At 66.4% G+C, this 18,532-nt stretch carries 18 protein-coding genes and 1 pseudogene; 5 read left to right on the plus strand and 14 right to left on the minus strand.

Annotated features, from left to right (window positions below):
* Nucleotides 1-145: 145 nt before the first annotated feature.
* The 8 genes from M3I53_RS19255 to M3I53_RS19290 all read right to left on the minus strand — a co-directional run bounded on the left by M3I53_RS19255 (nucleotide 146) and on the right by M3I53_RS19290 (nucleotide 6,103).
* On the minus strand, nucleotides 146-1,135 hold the full coding sequence (locus M3I53_RS19255; protein WP_254317478.1) for a hypothetical protein: 990 nt from the start codon (nucleotides 1,133-1,135) through the stop codon (nucleotides 146-148).
* Nucleotides 1,136-1,374: 239 nt separating this feature from the next.
* Nucleotides 1,375-1,536, minus strand: coding sequence for a hypothetical protein (locus M3I53_RS19260; RefSeq protein WP_254317479.1), 162 nt, complete (start codon nucleotides 1,534-1,536; stop codon nucleotides 1,375-1,377).
* A 159-nt stretch (nucleotides 1,537-1,695) separates the two neighbouring features.
* Nucleotides 1,696-1,908: a hypothetical protein gene (locus M3I53_RS19265; RefSeq protein WP_069261954.1), complete on the minus strand. Its 213-nt coding sequence runs from the start codon at nucleotides 1,906-1,908 to the stop codon at nucleotides 1,696-1,698.
* A gap of 236 nt (nucleotides 1,909-2,144) precedes the next feature.
* Nucleotides 2,145-2,576, minus strand: a complete 432-nt coding sequence (locus M3I53_RS19270) for an Hsp20/alpha crystallin family protein (RefSeq protein ID WP_254317480.1) — start codon at nucleotides 2,574-2,576, stop codon at nucleotides 2,145-2,147.
* Between the two features lie 250 nt (nucleotides 2,577-2,826).
* Nucleotides 2,827-3,573 carry an acetoacetyl-CoA reductase gene (gene phbB, locus M3I53_RS19275; protein ID WP_254317481.1) on the minus strand — a complete coding sequence of 249 codons (747 nt, stop codon included), beginning with the start codon at nucleotides 3,571-3,573 and terminating at the stop codon, nucleotides 2,827-2,829.
* On the minus strand, nucleotides 3,563-4,114 hold the full coding sequence (locus M3I53_RS19280; protein ID WP_254317482.1) for a hypothetical protein: 552 nt from the start codon (nucleotides 4,112-4,114) through the stop codon (nucleotides 3,563-3,565). Before M3I53_RS19280 ends, phbB begins: the two co-directional genes overlap by 11 nt.
* Nucleotides 4,115-4,500: 386 nt before the next feature.
* Nucleotides 4,501-4,962, minus strand: coding sequence for a universal stress protein (locus M3I53_RS19285; protein ID WP_254317609.1), 462 nt, complete (start codon nucleotides 4,960-4,962; stop codon nucleotides 4,501-4,503).
* Between the two features lie 154 nt (nucleotides 4,963-5,116).
* The gene (locus M3I53_RS19290; protein ID WP_254317483.1) at nucleotides 5,117-6,103 is read right to left on the minus strand and encodes a zinc-dependent alcohol dehydrogenase family protein; all 987 of its coding nucleotides are present in this window, start codon (nucleotides 6,101-6,103) and stop codon (nucleotides 5,117-5,119) included.
* Nucleotides 6,104-6,430: 327 nt separating this feature from the next.
* Between M3I53_RS19290 and M3I53_RS19295 the strand changes: the two genes are divergently transcribed.
* The gene (locus M3I53_RS19295) at nucleotides 6,431-8,866 is read left to right on the plus strand and encodes a phosphoketolase (protein WP_254317484.1); all 2,436 of its coding nucleotides are present in this window, start codon (nucleotides 6,431-6,433) and stop codon (nucleotides 8,864-8,866) included.
* Nucleotides 8,867-8,882: 16 nt separating this feature from the next.
* On the opposite strand, the gene M3I53_RS19300 is transcribed toward M3I53_RS19295, so the two are convergent.
* Nucleotides 8,883-9,860: an acetyltransferase gene (locus tag M3I53_RS19300; protein ID WP_254317485.1), complete on the minus strand. Its 978-nt coding sequence runs from the start codon at nucleotides 9,858-9,860 to the stop codon at nucleotides 8,883-8,885.
* 193 nt (nucleotides 9,861-10,053) lie between these two features.
* Between M3I53_RS19300 and M3I53_RS19305 the strand changes: the two genes are divergently transcribed.
* Nucleotides 10,054-11,727 (plus strand): bifunctional aminoglycoside phosphotransferase/ATP-binding protein, encoded by a 1,674-nt coding sequence (locus M3I53_RS19305; protein WP_254317486.1) that lies wholly within the window; start codon nucleotides 10,054-10,056, stop codon nucleotides 11,725-11,727.
* A gap of 42 nt (nucleotides 11,728-11,769) precedes the next feature.
* Here M3I53_RS19305 and M3I53_RS19310 read toward each other — a convergent pair whose 3' ends face one another.
* Nucleotides 11,770-12,174, minus strand: coding sequence for a transposase (locus tag M3I53_RS19310; protein ID WP_302057745.1), 405 nt, complete (start codon nucleotides 12,172-12,174; stop codon nucleotides 11,770-11,772).
* A gap of 184 nt (nucleotides 12,175-12,358) precedes the next feature.
* On the opposite strand from M3I53_RS19310, the gene M3I53_RS19315 reads away from it, so the two are divergent.
* Both M3I53_RS19315 and M3I53_RS19320 read left to right on the plus strand, forming a co-directional pair.
* Complete coding sequence (locus M3I53_RS19315; RefSeq protein ID WP_254317488.1) at nucleotides 12,359-13,186, plus strand: DUF72 domain-containing protein; 828 nt, start codon at nucleotides 12,359-12,361, stop codon at nucleotides 13,184-13,186.
* A gap of 176 nt (nucleotides 13,187-13,362) precedes the next feature.
* Nucleotides 13,363-14,649 (plus strand): cation:proton antiporter, encoded by a 1,287-nt coding sequence (locus M3I53_RS19320; protein ID WP_254317489.1) that lies wholly within the window; start codon nucleotides 13,363-13,365, stop codon nucleotides 14,647-14,649.
* A gap of 12 nt (nucleotides 14,650-14,661) precedes the next feature.
* Here M3I53_RS19320 and M3I53_RS19325 read toward each other — a convergent pair.
* From M3I53_RS19325 to M3I53_RS19335, 3 genes and pseudogenes are all read right to left on the minus strand, one after another.
* A pseudogene (locus tag M3I53_RS19325) lies at nucleotides 14,662-14,745 on the minus strand (TetR family transcriptional regulator); the annotation flags it as partial.
* Between the two features lie 247 nt (nucleotides 14,746-14,992).
* Nucleotides 14,993-16,525 carry an RNA polymerase factor sigma-54 gene (locus M3I53_RS19330; RefSeq protein ID WP_254317490.1) on the minus strand — a complete coding sequence of 511 codons (1,533 nt, stop codon included), beginning with the start codon at nucleotides 16,523-16,525 and terminating at the stop codon, nucleotides 14,993-14,995.
* A gap of 60 nt (nucleotides 16,526-16,585) precedes the next feature.
* A complete protein-coding gene (locus M3I53_RS19335; protein ID WP_254317620.1) occupies nucleotides 16,586-16,981 on the minus strand; it encodes a hypothetical protein in 396 nt (131 codons plus the stop codon).
* On the opposite strand from M3I53_RS19335, the gene M3I53_RS19340 reads away from it, so the two are divergent.
* Nucleotides 16,863-17,210, plus strand: coding sequence for a BON domain-containing protein (locus M3I53_RS19340; protein WP_254317491.1), 348 nt, complete (start codon nucleotides 16,863-16,865; stop codon nucleotides 17,208-17,210). The genes M3I53_RS19335 and M3I53_RS19340 overlap by 119 nt on opposite strands.
* A gap of 106 nt (nucleotides 17,211-17,316) precedes the next feature.
* Here the strand turns inward: M3I53_RS19340 and M3I53_RS19345 are convergent, their stop codons facing one another.
* On the minus strand, nucleotides 17,317-18,369 hold the full coding sequence (locus M3I53_RS19345; protein WP_254317492.1) for an aldo/keto reductase: 1,053 nt from the start codon (nucleotides 18,367-18,369) through the stop codon (nucleotides 17,317-17,319).
* Nucleotides 18,370-18,532 lie beyond the last annotated feature (163 nt).

Consider the following 18,532-nt stretch of genomic DNA (forward strand, 5'->3'; position numbering starts at 1 on the left):
ACGTTAGCTACCCTGAGGCGGCGGCGGTGGGCCTGGCGGTGGCGGTGGCGGCGGCCGTCCGCCTCAGGGTAGCTAACGTTGCGACTCGCGCGCGGACAAGTCATGCCAAACCACGGCATGCCCGCGCGGGCTACATCACCCTCGCTCAGAACCGGTAGCCGATACCGCCCAGGATCACGTCCGTATCGCGGCTATAGCGCGTGACCACGCGGTTCCACGTGACGCGCGCAGCCCAGTGCTGCGACAACCGATAGGAAGCCGAGACGGAGACGAGCCCCGAGAGAATCCCGTCGCCGGTATCGCGCTCTTCGGGATGCTCGCCGTGATGGATCGCCGCGTAGAGGCCCGCGCCGAACCCCAGCGTGAGGCGCTCGTCGAAGAACGCGCGCGTGAGCCAGAGTTGCGCCGTCGCGCCATCGCGCCGCGCCGAGATGCCATTGCCCTCGTGCAGATACCCCACGGTGGCGTCGAGAAAGGAATTGATGCCGCGCCGGTACTCGATTGCCTCAGCCACCGATGTCTGCGATTCGAGGCTGTTGAGGATAGTCTTGCCCGCCATCAGCGTGATCTCGTTGTTCGTCACTTTCTGCGTGCGGGGCAACGCGAAATCTCGCGGGCCAGGCGTGCCGGGCGCGTCGAGCTGATAGCCCACGCCCAGCATGAGCGACGTCGTTGATGGCCCGTGCGACGCCTGCACGCGGTTGAGTTGCAGGTTCGCTGTCCAGCGATGCGTGGAGTACCACGTGGCGCGCGCACTGTAGAGCACGCCCCAGCCGTGCGTATCGGACCAGCCCTGGCCCTGTGACGCGGCTTCGGTATCGAAGTAGCGATACGGCCCGACACCCAGCGCGAACACGAAACGACGCTGCGCGAGCGGCAAACGCGCCCACGCCTGGATGGCCTGGCCGTCGCGGTGATGATCCGGAATATGGCCTTCGTTCAACCACGCAATACTGCCGGCAAAATACTGGCCGAAACCCTCCGTGTAATCCATTTGCCACGAATAGGTATGGTCGGCGCCGCTTTTGAGCGGCCCTGTGTAGAGCGTGAATTCCTGCGCGCAAACCGACCCCGAGGCCAAGGCGAGCGCGCTGGCGACAACACCGGCTGCGGCTAGCGACGTGATGTTTTTCATTGCGTGCGTTGGCCTTGCGGTTGAGATGACGTGACTCGCTGCAAGGAAAACGTATGCAACGGAACGCGGAGCATACCGCGCCATGGCATTTTTTGTGTAAACCCAGTCTTTCAATTAATCAGGAGGTGATGTAGCACAAATCTCTCATATTTATTTCGCTATCCTAATTATGTGAATAAAAAAGAAACGCCGCATAAAATGCGGCGTTTTCCTGCATTCAACCTGGCAATCGACGAATATCAGCGCACGTGATGGCAGACGCGCTCAGCGTGATGGTGAACGTGCTCGATGTGGCACACCTCGTGGTGATACGGCTGTGCGACAGCGGCGAGCGGCGCGAAAAGCGCGGCGCAGGAAATCAGGGCGAACAGGCGGACAACGGGCTTGGCAACGGCGTTCATGACTCGGCTCTTGCGTGTGAAAACAGCGTGGGTGGGAATCAAAAGCCAGCACTGTATCGCACAGCGTTCGGAGGCGTATTACACGGATGTAACGGGCGTAGCGCTCGATGAAACACACTTGACATGCCTTGCTGTGCAAGACCAAGTCGCGCCGGCCGCTCAAATAGTGGGCTCGCCACCTTCGTCGTGTGTGAGGCGTCGCAGCAGTTCGCGACCGCGGGTGGTGAGGCGCAGCGTGGGGTCGCCGCCCGCCTCGTCCATTTCGACGAGACGATAGCGCTGCAGCGCAAGGAAATCGGAATCGATCATCTGAATCGGCGCGTCCGCATCACGGATCAGCAGCAGGGTCGCTAGTTCGTGGTGACTGAGCATCAGGTCTCTCCAGTTGTCGGCCGGAGTCAAGGCGTACGCGCCGATTCCAGCCACATGCCCGAAAAGCAAACGACCGAAGGGCCGTGTGCTTGAGTCACCCCAGCATAGCGAGTCAATCGTACAGTTTCGCTACAGTCGTGTTTCGCTGTGTTACGCGCCAGTGTCCAAAGCGGGAAAGCGGCGCGCAGCTGCACGATATGCAGTCTGCGCGCCGCTCGCCCGACGCCTCTTGCGCCTTAGTTGATTTCGAGGCGCTTACTGGCGCCTGCGGCCCGCTTCGGTAGCGTCAGCGTCAGCACGCCATCCTTGTATTGCGCGCTCGCCTTTGCATCGTCGATTTCCGCGGCGAGCGTGAATGCGCGGCTCACGCTGCCCGCATAACGCTCGCGACGCACCACGCGCTCACCTTCCTTCAGTTCGCTGCCCCGCTCGACTTTCGCGGCAATCGAAACGAGATTGCCATCGATCTTCACGTCGATGTCTTTCCGATCGACGCCGGCCATTTCGGCCTTCACCGTGAAACCGGCCTCGTCTTCCGTCACGTCGATGCGGATACTGGCCGGCTGCCCCTGCGCGCCGCTCGTAGCACGCAACGGCCGGAACAGCCCGTGAAACAAATCGGGTACGACTTCCATCGAAAACGGATCGTAACGCGAGATAGTGCTCATCGATGCCTCCATGGGCTGAATGTTTGGGTGTCCACGCAACGACGACATTGCGTCGGATTCCTAAATACCCCGCCAGTTCGCGCAGGCGCATGACGCGTGAGCAGCCAACGACGGGGAATCGCCTGCAACGAATCGCGCCGCTCGCGCGGCGCGGTCGCTGCCGCTTACCGTTCCAACATGAAGGCGCCTCGCGCGTTTGCAAGACCCTTTTTTTGCCGCGCGCGAAATTTTTGTGTCGCAGCGCGATGCGTCATTGCATATGCATGCCGCCGTTGATCGCGATGTCGGCGCCGGTGATGAACGCCGCGTCGTCCGAACAGAGGAACGCCACCAGTGCCGCGACCTCGTTCGGCTGGCCGAGGCGGCCTACCGGAATTTGCGGCAGGATGCGCGCGTCCAGCACGTCTTTCGGCACTCCTTCCACCATTTTCGTGGCGAGGTAGCCCGGCGACACGGTGTTCACCGTCACGCCTTTCTTCGCCACTTCCAGTGCGAGCGCCTTCGTGAAGCCATGCATGCCCGCTTTCGCCGCCGAATAGTTGGTCTGGCCGAAAGCGCCGCGCGAGCCGTTGACCGAGCCGATATTGATGATGCGCCCGAAGCCGCGCTCGATCATGCCGGGCAGGAACGGCTTCGTCACGTTGAAGAGCGCGTCGAGATCGGTGCGCATCACCGAATCCCAGTCGGCTTTCGACATCTTCACGAAGCTGCGGTCGCATGTAATGCCCGCGTTGTTGATGAGCACGTCGACCTGGCCGAGATCGTCGAGCGCCTGCTGCGCCGCGCGCTCGCAGGCCTCGCAGTCGGCAACGTTCATGTGGTGGCAGCCGAAGTCGCGGCCCGCCGCGCGTTCGGCGGCAAGCCAGGCATCGGCGCGCGTGTTCGCCGCCGAGCACGAGACGGCGACGGTCATGCCCGCGTCGTGCAGGCGCCGGCTGATCGCCTCGCCGAGTCCGCCCATGCCGCCCGTGACAAAAGCAACGCGCTTAGTGGCCATGCTGGCCTCCGCCCGCGCTCGCGCCCTGCGCACGGCCTGTGGCCGCCGCCGTGCCCGGATCTGCGGCGCCGTTGGCGGCGCTGCTCATCGCACGCTCGAAGGCGTTCATCCACTCGCGCATCGGCAGCGCGACCGGCACTTTGGACGCGCTGGCTTGCGCACCCGCGCAGGCCTCCTGCCAGTGCTGTGTGAAGTCGCGCGCACTGTCGGACCACGTGCTCGCGCCCTGCACCGCCGCCGCGACGCCCTCTTGCCAGAGCGTAGTGCTCGCGCCGAGATAGTCGCGCCAGACCGATTGCGTGGCGACCGCGAAATCGGTCCAGTCGCGCGCGGTGCGCAGTGATTCGAGCAGCGCTTCGACCGCCTCGCGATCGCGCGCGATGCGGCGCTGCTCCAGCTTCAACAGCTGCTCGCGCCATTGCTGCTGCCCGACGAGCAAGCGCAGCGCGGCCGACGTGTTGGCACGGTACGTGTCGAATGAGGCGCCCGTCGCGTTGCCGAGCGAGGGGGCGTCGAACGAGGGATGGGAAGCGGTTGCCATGGTCAATCTCCTCCTTATGTAGCTTTCGCCCGGCGCGGCCGGATGCGTTTGCTGCCAAAGGGACCGCGGTTGACCGCGACGGGACGCGGGCTGCGGCGAGCGAAATGAAAGCGCTTCACGCGCGACGATGGGAAACGGGATGCTTCGGAGTGCCGTGTGTTCGCAAGACAGCCGGCTTAAGCCAACATCATAGGCAGTAAGAGGGGCTCCCGCGCGACGAATGGGCGATTTGTCGCTTGATCGACGTGCTATTTCGAGATGGTTGATGCGCAGCGAGTCGAAACCAGGCTTGTCATCGCCAGTATTTCGCGACAAATCCTGGGGCGGGAACGCTGCCCGGCCGATCGCGCCCTCGACGCGAACCGGCCGGTGGAACCGCCCCCCAGTCAGGCGGCCGGCGCCTCTTCGTCCCGCACCAGCATCACCGGCCGGTCCGCCATGCGCAGGAACGATTCCGCCACGCTGCCGAGCAAGATGCGCTTCATGCCCGACAAGCCGCGCGTGCCCATCACGACGAGGTCCGCGCCGTCCTCGGCGGCGATGCGCGAGATCACCGCGGCGATCTCCTCGCCGCTCGCATCGGCTGCGCGCGTGGAGCCCGGCACCTGAGCCTCGGCGAACACCCGTTTGGCTTCTTCGAGCGCCGCCGTTGCCGCATCGTTTTCCGCCGAGTGGCGCGCCTGCTCTTCGGCGAAGCCCGAACTCACGTCCACGAGCCGCGCGGGATGCCGCACGACACACAGCGCCTGAACGGCGCCGCCCGTCGCCTTCGCGATCTTCACGGCCTCATCGAGCGCGCGCCGGCCGCTGCGGCTGCCATCGACCGCTACCAGAATCTGCTTGTACATCATGGACCTCCCGGGCCTTGCCCATGTTGCGCACCGGCTCCCGGCGCGCGCTATTCAGATAAAGATCGTTGTAGCGCATTTGGGTACGGATGCGCGCCCCGGTAGTGCGACCCGTTGTCTCGACTGCGTCGGCAGCGTGATCCAGCTGAGCGGCTCAGCGCATCGTCAACACCGCCGCGCCCGTGAGCCGTCCCTCGCGCAAATCGGCCAGCGCCTCGTTCGCGCGCGCGAGCGGGTACGGCGTGGTCTCGATTTCGAGCTTGTGCCGCGCGGCAATCGCCATGAAGGTCGTACCGTCCTCGCGCGTGAGATTCGCCACCGAGACGATGCGCCGCTCTTCCCACAGCCATGCGTAAGGAAACGACGGAATGTCGCTCATGTGGATGCCGCCGCACACGACCGTGCCGCCCTTCGCCAGCGCCCGCAGCGCGGCGGGCACGAGCGCGCCGACCGGCGCGAACAGCAACGCTGCGTCGAGTTCCTCGGGCGCGCGCTCGTCGCTGCCGCCGGCCCACGCCGCACCGAGGCGCCGCGCGAACTGCTGCGCCGCGGCATCGCCCGGACGCGTGAACGCGTAGACCGTGCGCCCCTGGCGGCAAGCAACCTGCGCGACGATATGCGCCGCCGCGCCGAACCCGTAGATGCCGATGCGCCGTGCATCGCCCGCCATCGCGAGCGAGCGATAGCCGATGAGCCCCGCGCAAAGGAGCGGCGCGGCCTCGACGTCGCTGTACTGGCGCGGCAGATGAAAGCAATAACGGGCGTCGGCGACACTGCGCGTCGCGTAGCCGCCGTCGATCGTATAGCCGGTGAAGCCGGGCGCGTCGCAGAGGTTCTCGCGCCCGTCGGAGCAGAACCGGCAATGGCCGCAGGTACGGCCGAGCCACGGCACGCCCACGCGGTCGCCGGGCGCGAAACCCGTCACGCCCGCGCCGAGCGCCGCGATTATGCCGACGATCTCGTGGCCGGGAATGAGCGGCGTTTTCGGGTGCGCGAGATCGCCATCCACGACGTGCAGATCGGTGCGGCACACGCCGCACGCGCGCACGTCGATCAGCAGTTCGCCCGCACCCGGCGCCGGGTCGGGCAGATCGGCTTCGCGCAGCCGCGGATTCTTGCCGTCGAACAGCATTGCCCGCATCGCCATCCTCCTCGCCAGAACGCGGCCCACGCGCCGCATCGATCACCATAAAACCATGTTATGCAATCGGGCCGCGGGCTGTCGTGCATTGCGCGCTGCGGCGCTGCTACCCCGATGCGACTCGCCGCCACAGGACATCCACGCGTGGCGCGCCGCGCGATCGTGGCACCATAAGACGAATCCCACAGGACCACGAGGGCCGCCGCCCAGCCTCGCGCGCGGAGTCCGTCCGCCGTGCAGGCCGCTGGCTCGCGCCACGGGCGCCGCCGCGTCGCGCACGCAGTCCGTCTCGGTCCGCCTTCCGCCGCCGCGCAACCGGAGCCCCGCATGAACGCCACCGACACCCCCGCCTACCCGCCGCTCTCCGACGACCTGCTGCGCCGCATGGACGCCTGGTGGCGCGCGGCCAACTACCTCTCGGTTGGCCAGATTTATTTGCTCGCCAATCCACTGTTGCGCGAGCCGCTGCAACTCGCGCACGTGAAGCCGCGTCTGCTCGGCCACTGGGGCACGACGCCGGGCCTGAACTTTCTCTACACGCACCTGAACCGCATCATCAACGCGCGCGATCTCGACGTGCTGTTTCTCGCGGGGCCGGGCCACGGCGGCCCCGCCGTCGTCGCGAACACCTGGCTGGAAGGCACTTACAGCGAGACGTGGCCGAACGTGCCGCTGGACGTCGAGGGCATGGCCGTGCTTTTTAAGCAGTTCAGCTTTCCAGGCGGCATTCCGAGCCACGTCGCGCCGCAAACGCCGGGATCGATCCACGAAGGCGGCGAACTCGGCTACGCGCTCTCGCACGCCTACGGAGCGGTGTTCGACAATCCGGACCTGATCGTCGCCTGCGTGGTGGGCGACGGCGAAGCCGAAACGGGCCCGCTCGCCACCGCCTGGCACTCGAACAAGTTCCTCAATCCCGCCACCGACGGCGCGGTGCTGCCCATCCTCCATTTGAACGGCTACAAGATCGCGGGGCCGACCGTGCTCGCGCGCATAGGCGACGACGAGCTCGCCTCGCTGATGAAGGGCTACGGCCACGAGCCGATCTTCGTGGAGGCCGAGGAACCCGACGTGGCGCATCGCCTGATGGCCGCCGCGCTCGACACGGCGTTCGACGACATTGCGCGCATCCAGAAGACTGCGCGCGAACTCGCGGACGAACACGGCAACCTGCCGCCCGGCTATGTGCGCCCGCGCTGGCCGATGATCGTCATGCGCACGCCTAAGGGCTGGACGGGCCCGAAGACTGTGGACGGCCAGAAAACCGAAGGCTCGTGGCGCTCTCACCAGGTGCCGCTCGCCAACATCTCGAAGACGGGGCATCTCGCGCTGCTCGAGGGCTGGATGCGCAGCTACAAGCCCGAGGAACTGTTCGACGCGCAAGGCCGCCTCGTGCCCGACGTCGCCGCGCTCGCGCCGCAAGGCGAAAAGCGCATGAGCGCGAACCCGCGTTCGAATGGCGGCGGCCGCGTGCGCGAACTGCGCGTGCCGCCCTTCGAGCACCACGCCGTGGCTGTGCCCGCACCGGGCCAGGTGGACGCCGAAGCCACGCGCGTGATGGGCGCGTTCCTGCGCGAAGTGATGCGCGTGAACGACGCCACGCGCAACTTCCGCATCTTCGGGCCCGACGAAACTGCCTCGAACCGCTGGGGCGACGTATTCGACGTAACGTCGCGCACCTGGCTCGCGGAGGTTACGCCCGACGACGTCCAGCTCGCCACCAACGGCCGCGTGATGGAAATCCTCTCCGAGCACACCTGTCAGGGCTGGCTGGAAGGGTATCTGCTCACGGGCCGCCACGGTTTCATGTCGTGCTACGAGGCGTTCATCCACATCATCGACTCGATGTTCAACCAGCACGCGAAGTGGCTGCAGGTGATCCGCGAGATTCCGTGGCGGCGGCCGCTGCCATCGCTCAACTATCTGCTCACCTCGCACGTGTGGCGCCAGGACCATAACGGCTTCAGCCATCAGGACCCGGGCTTCATCGACTATGCGGTGAACAAGAAGTCGGACACGGTGCGCGTGTATCTGCCGCCTGACGCCAACACGCTGCTCGCCGTGACGGACCATGTGCTGCGTACCTGGAACCGCATCAACATCATCGTGGCGGGCAAGCAGCCGCAGGCGCAATGGCTCGACATGGACGCGGCCATTCGCCACTGCGCGGACGGCATCGGCATTTGGCAATGGGCAAGCAACGACGACGACGGCGAGCCCGACGTCGTGATGGCCTGCGCCGGCGACGTGCCGACCATGGAGACGCTAGCCGCCGTGGATCTGCTGCGCACCTGTCTGCCCGAGCTGAAGATCCGCGTGGTGAACGTGGTGGACCTGATGACGCTCCAACCTGCCGACCGTCACCCGCACGGCCTGCCCGACGCCGATTTCAACGCGCTCTTCACCACCGACAAGCCGGTGATCTTCGCGCACCACAGCTATCCGACGCTGATCCACAAGCTCACGTACCGGCGAGCCAATCACGCGAATATTCACGTGCACGGCTTCATCGAGGAAGGCACGACGACCACGCCGTTCGACATGACGGTGCTCAACCGGCTCGACCGCTACCACCTGTGCGAAGCCGTGATCGACCGCGTGGACGGACTCGCACAGCGCGCGGCGCACCTGCGCCAGACACTGCACGACAAGCTGGCCGCGCACCGCCGCTACGTGGACGAGTACGGCGACGACATGCCCGAAATCCGCAACTGGCGCTGGCCGGCGGCGCGTGCCGCGCACGGCTCAGGCGAAACGGCCTGATTGCGCCTTGCGCAGCTCAAGCCGAAGCCGGCTTCGCGCGCCCGAACACGCGCGCGAACGCAGTGACGAACGCGTCGAGCCGGTTCGATTCGAGACAGTCGATGCCCGCGGCGCCCACCCGGCCGTTTCCGCCAGGGAAGGCGCGGCAGAGTTCATCCGCGCCGCACGGTTCCGTGAGCGGCGCGCGCACGCTTACCGCGTAGTTGCCGTCCGCGTGCACGCTCAGCACCGCGTGCGCGCGCGAGGGTTCCTCGTTCGCGAGCACGTTGGCGAACACGCCGCGCACGCGGCGCGCCCACGGCTCGTCGGGCAACACGCAGACGCTGCCGTACTGGAGCGCGACGAGCGGCGCGATGGCCTCGGCCAGTTCGAGATCGTCGTGACGGCAACGGGCAAGTTGTCCGACGATGGGCTCCGAGGCGATGAAATCGAACGGATCGGCATAGGGCTTCATCGCCGTGTACAGGTCGAGCGGCGCGATCATGAGATCTTCGACGCAGTCGCCATAAGCGTTGTAGTTGATCGACTCGCCAAGCTCCCGCAGCTGTTCGGCATGCGCGGCATCGAGCCCGGCCTGCTGGACGAGCGCCTGCGCCGTGGCGGCCAGGTTGTCACCCCAGGCCGCCGCGATCGCCCACGGCCGGTAGCGGCCGGCGAGATGGCGGTCCACGAGCACGCTCGTGCAGACCTGCGCCGTCGTGTCGATGTGCGCGACGAGATTCCTGTTCACCGGCAGGTCGCCCGCGTGGTGATGGTCGAAATATTCGATCACGACGTCCTTGGCGAGCAGCGCGGTGAGTGCCTTGCGATTCACATCGAACGAAATGTCAAGCACCGTGAGCGAATCGCCTGGCTGAGCGGGCACGCGCTCGACGAGTGCGATGTCGCGCTTCGCGCCAGTAATGAGCGTCGCCTCGCGCGGCCTTGCGAGCCGCAGTTGATGGAGCGCGCAGATGCCGTCTGCGTCGCCGTTGAATACGTCGAAATGCGCCATGTCTCCGAGCTTCCGGTTGGGTTGAGCATGACAGTATCGCGCAGCCTCGGCAGATTGCACAAAACGTCCAATGCACCGGGCCCATGCAGGCCGCTTCGATCAAGGCCCTGAGATGCCGCCCCACGGCCTCAGCGGTATGCTGGTTCCGACGCGGATCGCCCCGCAGCCCCCCATTCTCAGGATAGCCACGCCGATGTCCGACACGCCGATCTCACGCCATGCCCTCAACCGTCAACGCACGGCGCGCCGCCACAGTCGCCTCGTGGACGCCGCGCTCTCGCGCGCTTGCACGTATGCGCACCCGGCCGGGCGCATCGTGCGCATCGAAACGCATATTTCCGTGGTGTATCTCGCCGGGCGGTACGCGTACAAGACCATGAAGCCCGTCGATTTCGGCTTCGTCAATTTTGTGCGGCTCGATGCCCGACTCCGCTGCTGCGAAGCAGAGATTCTTCTGAATGCGCCCTTCGCGGGACCGATTTATCGCGACACAGCGGAGATATTTTTTGACGGTCGGCGTTGCAGGCTCAGGCCCAGGCGCGGCGTGCGCGGCAATGTAAAAGTCGTCGACTATGCGGTGCGTATGCGCCGCTTCGACCAGCGTCTGCTGTTTTCTAATCTGCTCGCGCACGGCGAACTGTGCACGGACGATATCGATGCGGCCGCAACCAGCCTCGCCGCGAGCCATCGGCATGCGCGCCGGGCCGGACGCGGGCCGACGGCGCCCGCGGCGCGCTTCGGCTCGGCAGCACTGCTGCGCGACCAGGTGCTCGCCGCGCTCGCGCCCCTCGAAGCGGACCCGCGCACGGCGCACGCAGTGGCAAGCGCCGCATTGCGCGCGAGTTGCGAAAGCGAACTCGCACGCCTCGCCCGGCACCTCGCCGCCCGCCGTGCGAACGGATTCGTGCGCGCCTGCCACGGCGACCTGCATCTCGACAACATCGTGCGGCACGGGCGCCACGCGCTGATGTTCGATTGCATCGAGTTCAGCGAGGAACTGCGCTGGATCGACGTGACCTGCGATCTTGCGTTCCTGCTGATGGATCTGCGCGCGCACGGCCACGCGGCCTATGCCCACCGACTGCTCAATCGCTACCTCGAAGCGACGGGCGAGTTCGCGGGGCTCGCTGCGTTGCGGCTGTATATCGTTTATCGCGCGCTCGTGCGGGCGTTGGTCGCGATGCTCAAAGCGGGATCGCCCGCGCGGTCCGACCTGCAAGCGAGCGCAGGCGCCACCTCGCGCTACCTGGCCCTCGCGGCCGACGAGGCGCGCGCCATGCGCGAGCCCGCACCCTGGCTTCTGCTCTGCCACGGCTTTTCGGGGTCGGGAAAGTCGGTGGCGAGCCGCGCGCTGGCGGAATTGAGCGGCGCGATCCGTGTGTCGAGCGATCTCGAACGCAAGCGGCTAGAACCCTTCGCGCCGCCCTCTCTCGACGCGCTGCCGGCAAGCGCCTACACGCAAGCCGCGCTCGACGCGCATTACGAACGCCTCGTCGCCCATGTGCGCGACGTGCTGAACGCGGGCTACACGGCGCTTGTCGACGCGACGTTTCTCAAGGCGACGCATCGCGCGCGCTTCGCAGCGCTCGCGCGTGAGCTGCACCGGCCAATGCTGATCCTGAACTTCCACGCTCCGCAAGCGCGGCTCGCCGAGCGTGTGAACGCCCGCGCGCGCGGGCCGCGCGACGCTTCCGACGCGGGCGCCGACGTGCTCGCCGCGCAGGTCGCGCAAGCGGACCCACTCGATGAGCGCGAGCGGCGGCGCACGGTTGATCTCGACACCGACGTGGAAATCGGGGCATTCGCGCGCGAGCCGTGGTGGGCGCCGCTGTTCGCGCGCATGCGAGCGGAGAGTGGGGAGATTTGAAGCTGCGGCGGACTCATAATCCGCCGACGCAGCCCTGCTGGCTCAGCGTTCCACGAAAGGCCGCGCGAGCGGCCACCGCAGCGAGGACGCCACCGGAAAGCGCGGCTTGCGGCCGGCCGGCGCACGCCACGGCTGCATGCGTGCGGCCATGGCCGCGCAAAGGGCGAGGCCTTCCTCGCCATGCAGACGCTCCATGGCGTGATGCACGAGACCAGCGTCGAACCACAGCTTGAAGCGGCGATGGCAAGTGCGGAAATCGGGATACTGCTCGGGCAGCTTCGACCAGACCGAGCCGGTGGCCAGTACCCACAGGATGCCCGCGAAAACGTGACGAGGATTGTGCGCCGGGCGCCCGCGACGACGACTGTCAACGCGGATTTCGTGAAACATGGGTGCGATGCTGCGCCACTGTGCATCGGTAAGTTCCGGAGATATGCGGGAAGACATCTGATGGGCCCTGTAAAGTTATCTGACACAACAGGACCAAAGTAGCCTCATAGCGGACAAGAAAATATCGGACTATGCCTAAAAATCGAGATGAGTTCGCCGCTTCCAGGGCGGCACGCTAACCGGCGGCCGTGGCCGTTGCTGCGCTACACTGCTCCATCCCGGCTTCGATGACGGATTTCCAATGGCGCCCTCATCCCCTTCAAAAGCCCGCCACGGCCGGATTCGTGTCGGCGTGGGCGGCTGGATCTATGCGCCGTGGCGCGGCGCGTTCTATCCCGATGGCCTTGCGCAGCGCCGCGAACTGGAATATGCGAGCCGTCACCTCTCGACGCTGGAAATCAACAGTACCTATTACGGCGCGCAGCGCCCGGAAAGCTTCACGCGCTGGCACGACGAAACGCCCGACGACTTCGTGTTCTCGCTGAAGGCCCCGCGCTTTGCGATGAATCGCCGTGTGCTGGCCGAAGCCGGGGCCACGATCGAGCGCTTCCTGAGCGGCGGCGTGCTGAACCTGCGCGACAAGCTCGGGCCGATCAACTGGCAGATGACGCCGGGCAAGCGCTTCGATCCCGAGGACTACGCTCGATTTCTAGAACTGCTGCCGGGCGAGGCCGAAGGCCGCCCGCTGCGCCACGCGCTCGAAGTGCGCGACGAGAGTTTTTGCACACCGGAATTCGTCGCGCTCGCACGCAAGCACAAGGCGGCGATCGTCATGAGCGGCGATTCCAGCTATCCGCTTATCGGCGACACGAGCGCGCCGTTCGTCTATGCCCGCATCATGGGAACGGCGCAGGATCACCCGCAGGGCTATGCTCCCGCCGACCTCGACCTCTGGGCGTCGCGCGCGCTCGCCTGGGCGCGCGGCGAAACACCGGACGACCTCGCCACCTACGCGAAGCCGGTCGCCGCGAAGGCCGGCCGGGACGTGTATCTCTACGTCATCAGCGGCTTCAAGGAACGCAACCCGGCTGCAGCCATGGCACTGATCGAGCGCCTCGGCGCGAGCTAGCCGCGCACGGCGAATCTCATCCGACACGTAAAAGACCGTAATGCCGCCGTGATGACCTGGTCGGCTGCGAGTTGACATGTGTCAACATGCAAACTTGCAACGCAGCGACATACTGAATCGATGCGTCGCGGGCACTGCCGCTCCCGCCGCCCAACCGCACACGGAGTGTCCTGCCTTTGCAAACCGCAATCGAACTCACCATCCGCACCGGCGTCCTGCTGCTCCTCATCGCGCTCTGCCATGCCGCTGCGCAGCGATTGCGCCTCTCCGACTCGTTCGGTCTCACCAGCGCCGGCGTGCTGCTCGGCGCCGGCTACCTCGCCTTGCTCAACCTCGCGCCCGGCTTCACCGCTTCGAGCATCGAGCCCTTGCTCACGTCTTCGCTTCCGCCCGAGGCTTATCTTTGGATCTTCCTGCCGCCCATCCTCTTCGAAGCGGCGTTGCAGGTCGATACGCGCGGTCTTCTCGCCGATCTCGCGCCCATCCTGTTGCTCGCGATCGGCGCGGTGGTGGCCGCGGCGGCAGGCGTCGGCCTCGCCACGTGGATCAGCAGCGGCGAGAGCCTGATCGTGTGCCTGCTGCTCGGCGCCATCGTCAGCACGACAGATCCTTCCACCGTGATCGCGCTCTTTCGCAACAGCGGCGCGCCGGAACGCCTGATCCGGCTGGTCGAGGGCGAAAGCCTGCTCAACGATGCCGCCGCCATCAGCATCTCCACGCTCCTCACCAGCGCGCTGGTGCTCACGCCGCCCGCCGCGCACACGCACAGCTACCCGCTCGCCGCGTTCCTCGTGTCGCTCGTCGGCGGCTGCGCGTTCGGGGCGCTCGCGGGAGCGCTTTTTGTCGCGACGTCGAGCGCGCTGCGCAGCCTGCCTTTTTCCGAGTACGCGCTCTCGCTCGCGCTGCCCACGCTGCTCTATCCGGCCGCGGAACACGGGCTTCACGTGTCTGGGGTGGCCGCAGTGGTGTGCGCGGGTCTCGCGGCCAGCCAGCTCATGCGTACACGCCGGGCCGCCGCGAGCCAAGGGCTGTTTCGCCAGCTATGGGCGTACCAGGCTGGCATCGCCTCCGCCGCTGTCTTTCTGCTCGCGTCGGCGCGCGTGCCCGGGCTCGTGCACAAGCTGCATCTGCGCGACGCCCTCCCGCTCGGGCTCGCGCTGCTTGCCGCCACCCTGAGCCGATTCGGCGTCCTCACGATCTTCGTGCCGCTGCTGAGCCGCCTTGGTGTCTGCAAGCCGTTGCCGCGCGCGCATCAATGGCTGATCGCGTGGGGCGGCGTACGCGGGCCCGTCACGCTCACGCTCGCGATCTGCCTTGCGCGCAACGACGCGCTCTCGCCCGACACCCGCGCGTTCGCGGCCGCGATGGCCGCTGCCTTCGTGCTGCTGAATCTGCTCTGCAACGGCCTCACGTTAGGGCGTGTGGCGCGATGGCTCGGCATCGCCCCGCATACTTCCGGCTAACGCGCGGCGTCTCGCGGTCAGCGCGTCGCGGTTCGGAAAATATTGATAGAGAAAGCCGACGCTCACGCCCGCGCGTGCCGCGATGGCGTTCGTGGTTTAGCCGCCGAGGGGCTGCGGCCGTGGAGCGTCTGGGTCATGGTGGGCAATGCGCAGCGGGCATCGAATGTGAGCAATGGCTCGGAATTTATCCGCCCTCGGCGCGCCCGCTGCAAATCGCCTTGAAGTGTTGCATTGAAGCGGCGCGCGTAACGTAGCGTGCAATCCACACGTGGCCACACGTCTCGTCACGCCGGTCACGCGCCGCCGGCCCCCCGTCTTCCGGCACGCAGAGGAACCGCGTGCCTCAAATCTGCCGGCGCATTTCCGCGGCCGGCAGCTTCATCATCTGCCGATACTTGGTGACCGTGCGGCGTGCCACCTGCACGCCTTGCTTTTCGAGTTCCTGCGTGAGGATGACGTCGGAAAGCGGGTCGCGCGGATCTTCGGCGTCGATCATTTCCTTGATGAGCGCGCGCACTGCGGCCGCCGAACACGTGCCGCCCGTGCGCGTCTCCAGCTCGCGCGGGAAGAAGCGCTTGAACTCGAAGATGCCGCGCGGCGTGGCCATGTACTTGTTGCCCGTGGCTCGCGAGACGGTCGATTCGTGCAGGCCCAGTTCGTCTGCGACGTCGCGCAGCAGCATGGGCCGCAGTGCGATTTCGCCATACTGGAAAAACGCCTTCTGACGCGCGACGATGCACTCGCCCACGCGCAGGATCGTCTCGCAGCGCTTGTGCGCGTTGCGGATCAGCCAGCGCGCTTCCTGCAGTTGCTGGGCGAGCGGCGAGCGGCTCGTCTGATCCGAGCGCGCGAACATCTCCGCATAGAGCTTGTGGATGCGAGCGCGCGGCTCGATGGCCGGGTTCACGCTCACCACCCATTTGCCGCGCACCTGGCGCACGATCACGTCAGGAATGACGTAGCCGCCGTCCGCACGCCCATAGTGGTTGCCCGGTTTCGGATCGAGGCGGCGCACGAGCGCGCTCGCGGCCTGCAGCGAGGCGGCGTCGCAGCCGAGCTGGCGCTGCAGCTCCCCATGCTCGCGGCGCGCGAGGCGTTCCAGATGCTTCGAGACGATCTGCAAGGCCAGTTCGCGATGCGGCGTGTCGTGAGGCATCGCCTCGAGTTGCAGCACGAGGCATTCGGAGAGCGAACGGGCACCGATGCCAGGGCGATCGAGCGTCTGCACCACGCGCAACGCCACCCGCAGACGGTCTTCGTCGAGCGTGTCGCCCGCACCGTCCACGTCGGCGAGTTCGGCGAGGTCCTGGCGCAGGTAGCCGTCGTCGTCGAGCGCCTCGATCACGATCTGCGTTGCGATCCGGTCAAGGTCGTCGAGCGGCGAGAGGCGCAGCGCCTCATGCAGTTGCTCGCGCAGCGTGAGCGGCACGCGCACCCAGTCGGAGGCCTCGGAATCGCCGTCCTCGCCGCCGCGATAGCTCGACGTGCGCAACGCGCCAGACGCCGGCATCTCGGCGGTATAGCCAGAGCCTTCGTCGCTGTAGCTGGCCTCGGCGTACGAGGTCTCGGCGTAAGGGGACGCTTCCTGCGCCAGGCCGGCATCGAGGCCGGACTCACCCGCGCCTTCGGTCGCCATGGCTGGCACTTCGGCCGCGGGGGCCGCCGCGGAGCCGATGCCCGCCGCGCCGTCGGCCGCTTCGGCGGCCTCGCCGGTCTCCGAGGCGGGCGGAACATATTCGAGGAACGGATTGGTGTCGAGCGCCTCGCGCAGCTCCTGCTGGAATTCGAGCGACGACAGTTGCAGCAGCCTCACCGCCTGCTGAAGACGCGGCGTGAGCGCCAGATGCTGGCGCGCGTGTAACGCGATGGAAGGCATGGCAATCCCGTTTTGTTGAATTGAGTGGTAGCACCCCTCATGCAACAGCCATGCCAGTTTTTACAACGCACTGTTTTGAAACGGGATCGGCACTTGCAGCGGATACTGTGCGAGCTTCTTTTCCGACCCCGCCGTGGAGATTTTTACAACGGTGAGGAAGAATTTTTGCGCGTGCCGGTCGGGAAACCCTGGCCGCAGATCCGGCGGCGATCCCGCATAGTGGGGCTGCACGGGCAGCTTCCAGCAGCCTTTCAACGACGCGCGCAGCGAGCCCGGACGCGGCGAGGCACGCTCCTTGCGGTGGGAAGCTGCGACCACAACCAGAAAGGGAGTAGCCATGAAGCGTATCCTGATCCTCAAGACTGCGGCTGGCGCCGCTTGCATGACGTTCGCACTGATCGCCGGTGCGCAGACCACGACGAACAGTTCCGCGCCCGCGGCCAGTTCGGAATCCATGGGCCAGCACGTAGACGACGCGACCATCACGACCAAAGTCAAGGCCGAGCTGCTCGGCGCGAAGAACGTGAAGTCCGAGCACATCCATGTGAAAACCCGTAAGGGCGTAGTCTCCCTCACCGGCACCGTGCCCAGCGCCGAGGACCGCGACAACGCCAAGCAGGTCGTGGAAGGCGTCTCGGGCGTGACCTCGGTAAAGAACCATCTGAAGGTCTCGGCGGCGAGCTGATCGATCCGCCGGGTAACCAGACCGAGCCAGTTTCAGGCCGGACCGCGCCGGCGGATTACACCGCCGGCGCTTTTCATTCACGCTTCATCCCTGCCTCATTCCCGCTTCACTCCTCTTCCTGCCGCGCTTGTCTGAGCTGCGCGCGCCGCTGCTCGCCCTGACGCGCGAGCATCCAGCCCGGATACTCCGCCGGCAATCCGCTCGCCTCGTCCAGCACGCCCAACTCTTCGACACTGAGCTTCACTTTCGTCGCCGCGATGTTGTCGTCGAGCTGGTCCACGCGTTTCGCGCCGATGATCACCGATGTCACGGCCTTCTGATGCAGCAGCCAGGCGAGCGCGATCTGCGCGACTGACACCCCTTTGGCCTGCGCGATCGGCCGCATCGCGTCCACGCAGTCCCATGCGCGCTCGCGGTCGACCGGGGGAAAATCGAAGGTCACCCGGCGGCTGCCCGCCTCGCCTTGCAGGTCGCGCCCGTACTTGCCGCTCAGGAGCCCGCCCGCGAGCGGACTCCAGACCATCAGTCCGAGCCCCTCGCTCTCCAGCATCGGCACGAGCTCGCGTTCGAGATCGCGCCCTGCGATCGTGTAGTAGGCCTGCAGCGACTCGAAGCGCGCGAGCCCTTCGCGCTGTGCAATGCCGAGCGCCTTCACGATCTGCCACGCGGCCCAGTTCGAAACGCCCGCGTAGCGCACGTGCCCCTGCTGCACGAGCGTATCGAGCGCGCGTACCGTTTCCTCGATCGGCGTGACGGGATCGAACGCGTGAATCTGATAGAGGTCGATGTGGTCGAGCTGCAGGCGCTTCAGGCTCGCCTTCACGCCGTCCATGATGTGATAGCGCGTGGCGCCGCGCTCGTTCGGCGACGAGCCCATTTCGCCGAACACCTTGGTCGCGATCACCACCTGCTCGCGCGGGATCTTGAGGTTCTTGAGCGCCTGGCCGGTGATCTGCTCGGAAACGCCTTGCGAGTAGACGTCGGCGGTATCAATGAAATTGACGCCTGCATCCAGCGCGCGGCCAACGAGGCGTTCGGCGTCGGACTGCTGGAGATCGCCGATCTGGTTCCAGATGCCGGCGCCGCCGCCGAAGGTCATCGTCCCGAGGCAAAGTTCGGAAACGAACAGGCCGGTGCGGCCCAGTGGGTTGTAACGCATGGTGTGACTCCGTCGTGGGTTCGAGGGAAAGTCCAACGCGGCGAGGATACTGCGTTCGCGACGCGCCTGCCGGACGGCCGCCACGGCTTGAAACGCCGCAAGACGGCCGTACATCTGTGCTGACGCGCTGCAACGCCCGCACCCGGACCGCCCCGCGCCAGGC

The organism is Paraburkholderia sp. CNPSo 3272, from assembly GCF_024206495.1.
Classification (GTDB): domain Bacteria; phylum Pseudomonadota; class Gammaproteobacteria; order Burkholderiales; family Burkholderiaceae; genus Paraburkholderia.

Coding starts and splice junctions, on each gene's coding strand:
- M3I53_RS19345 (WP_254317492.1), bottom strand. CDS start 18,369: ATGCGTTACAACCCACTGGGCCGCACCGGCCTGTTCGTTTCCGAACTT.
- M3I53_RS19280 (WP_254317482.1), bottom strand. CDS start 4,114: ATGGCAACCGCTTCCCATCCCTCGTTCGACGCCCCCTCGCTCGGCAAC.
- M3I53_RS19265 (WP_069261954.1), bottom strand. CDS start 1,908: ATGCTCAGTCACCACGAACTAGCGACCCTGCTGCTGATCCGTGATGCG.
- M3I53_RS19285 (WP_254317609.1), bottom strand. CDS start 4,962: ATGTACAAGCAGATTCTGGTAGCGGTCGATGGCAGCCGCAGCGGCCGG.
- M3I53_RS19255 (WP_254317478.1), bottom strand. CDS start 1,135: ATGAAAAACATCACGTCGCTAGCCGCAGCCGGTGTTGTCGCCAGCGCG.
- M3I53_RS19260 (WP_254317479.1), bottom strand. CDS start 1,536: ATGAACGCCGTTGCCAAGCCCGTTGTCCGCCTGTTCGCCCTGATTTCC.
- M3I53_RS19330 (WP_254317490.1), bottom strand. CDS start 16,525: ATGCCTTCCATCGCGTTACACGCGCGCCAGCATCTGGCGCTCACGCCG.
- M3I53_RS19310 (WP_302057745.1), bottom strand. CDS start 12,174: ATGTCTTCCCGCATATCTCCGGAACTTACCGATGCACAGTGGCGCAGC.
- M3I53_RS19340 (WP_254317491.1), top strand. CDS start 16,863: ATGAAGCGTATCCTGATCCTCAAGACTGCGGCTGGCGCCGCTTGCATG.
- M3I53_RS19315 (WP_254317488.1), top strand. CDS start 12,359: ATGGCGCCCTCATCCCCTTCAAAAGCCCGCCACGGCCGGATTCGTGTC.
- phbB (WP_254317481.1), bottom strand. CDS start 3,573: ATGGCCACTAAGCGCGTTGCTTTTGTCACGGGCGGCATGGGCGGACTC.
- M3I53_RS19295 (WP_254317484.1), top strand. CDS start 6,431: ATGAACGCCACCGACACCCCCGCCTACCCGCCGCTCTCCGACGACCTG.
- M3I53_RS19290 (WP_254317483.1), bottom strand. CDS start 6,103: ATGCGGGCAATGCTGTTCGACGGCAAGAATCCGCGGCTGCGCGAAGCC.
- M3I53_RS19305 (WP_254317486.1), top strand. CDS start 10,054: ATGTCCGACACGCCGATCTCACGCCATGCCCTCAACCGTCAACGCACG.
- M3I53_RS19335 (WP_254317620.1), bottom strand. CDS start 16,981: ATGGATTCCGAACTGGCCGCGGGCGCGGAACTGTTCGTCGTGGTCTGC.
- M3I53_RS19300 (WP_254317485.1), bottom strand. CDS start 9,860: ATGGCGCATTTCGACGTATTCAACGGCGACGCAGACGGCATCTGCGCG.
- M3I53_RS19270 (WP_254317480.1), bottom strand. CDS start 2,576: ATGAGCACTATCTCGCGTTACGATCCGTTTTCGATGGAAGTCGTACCC.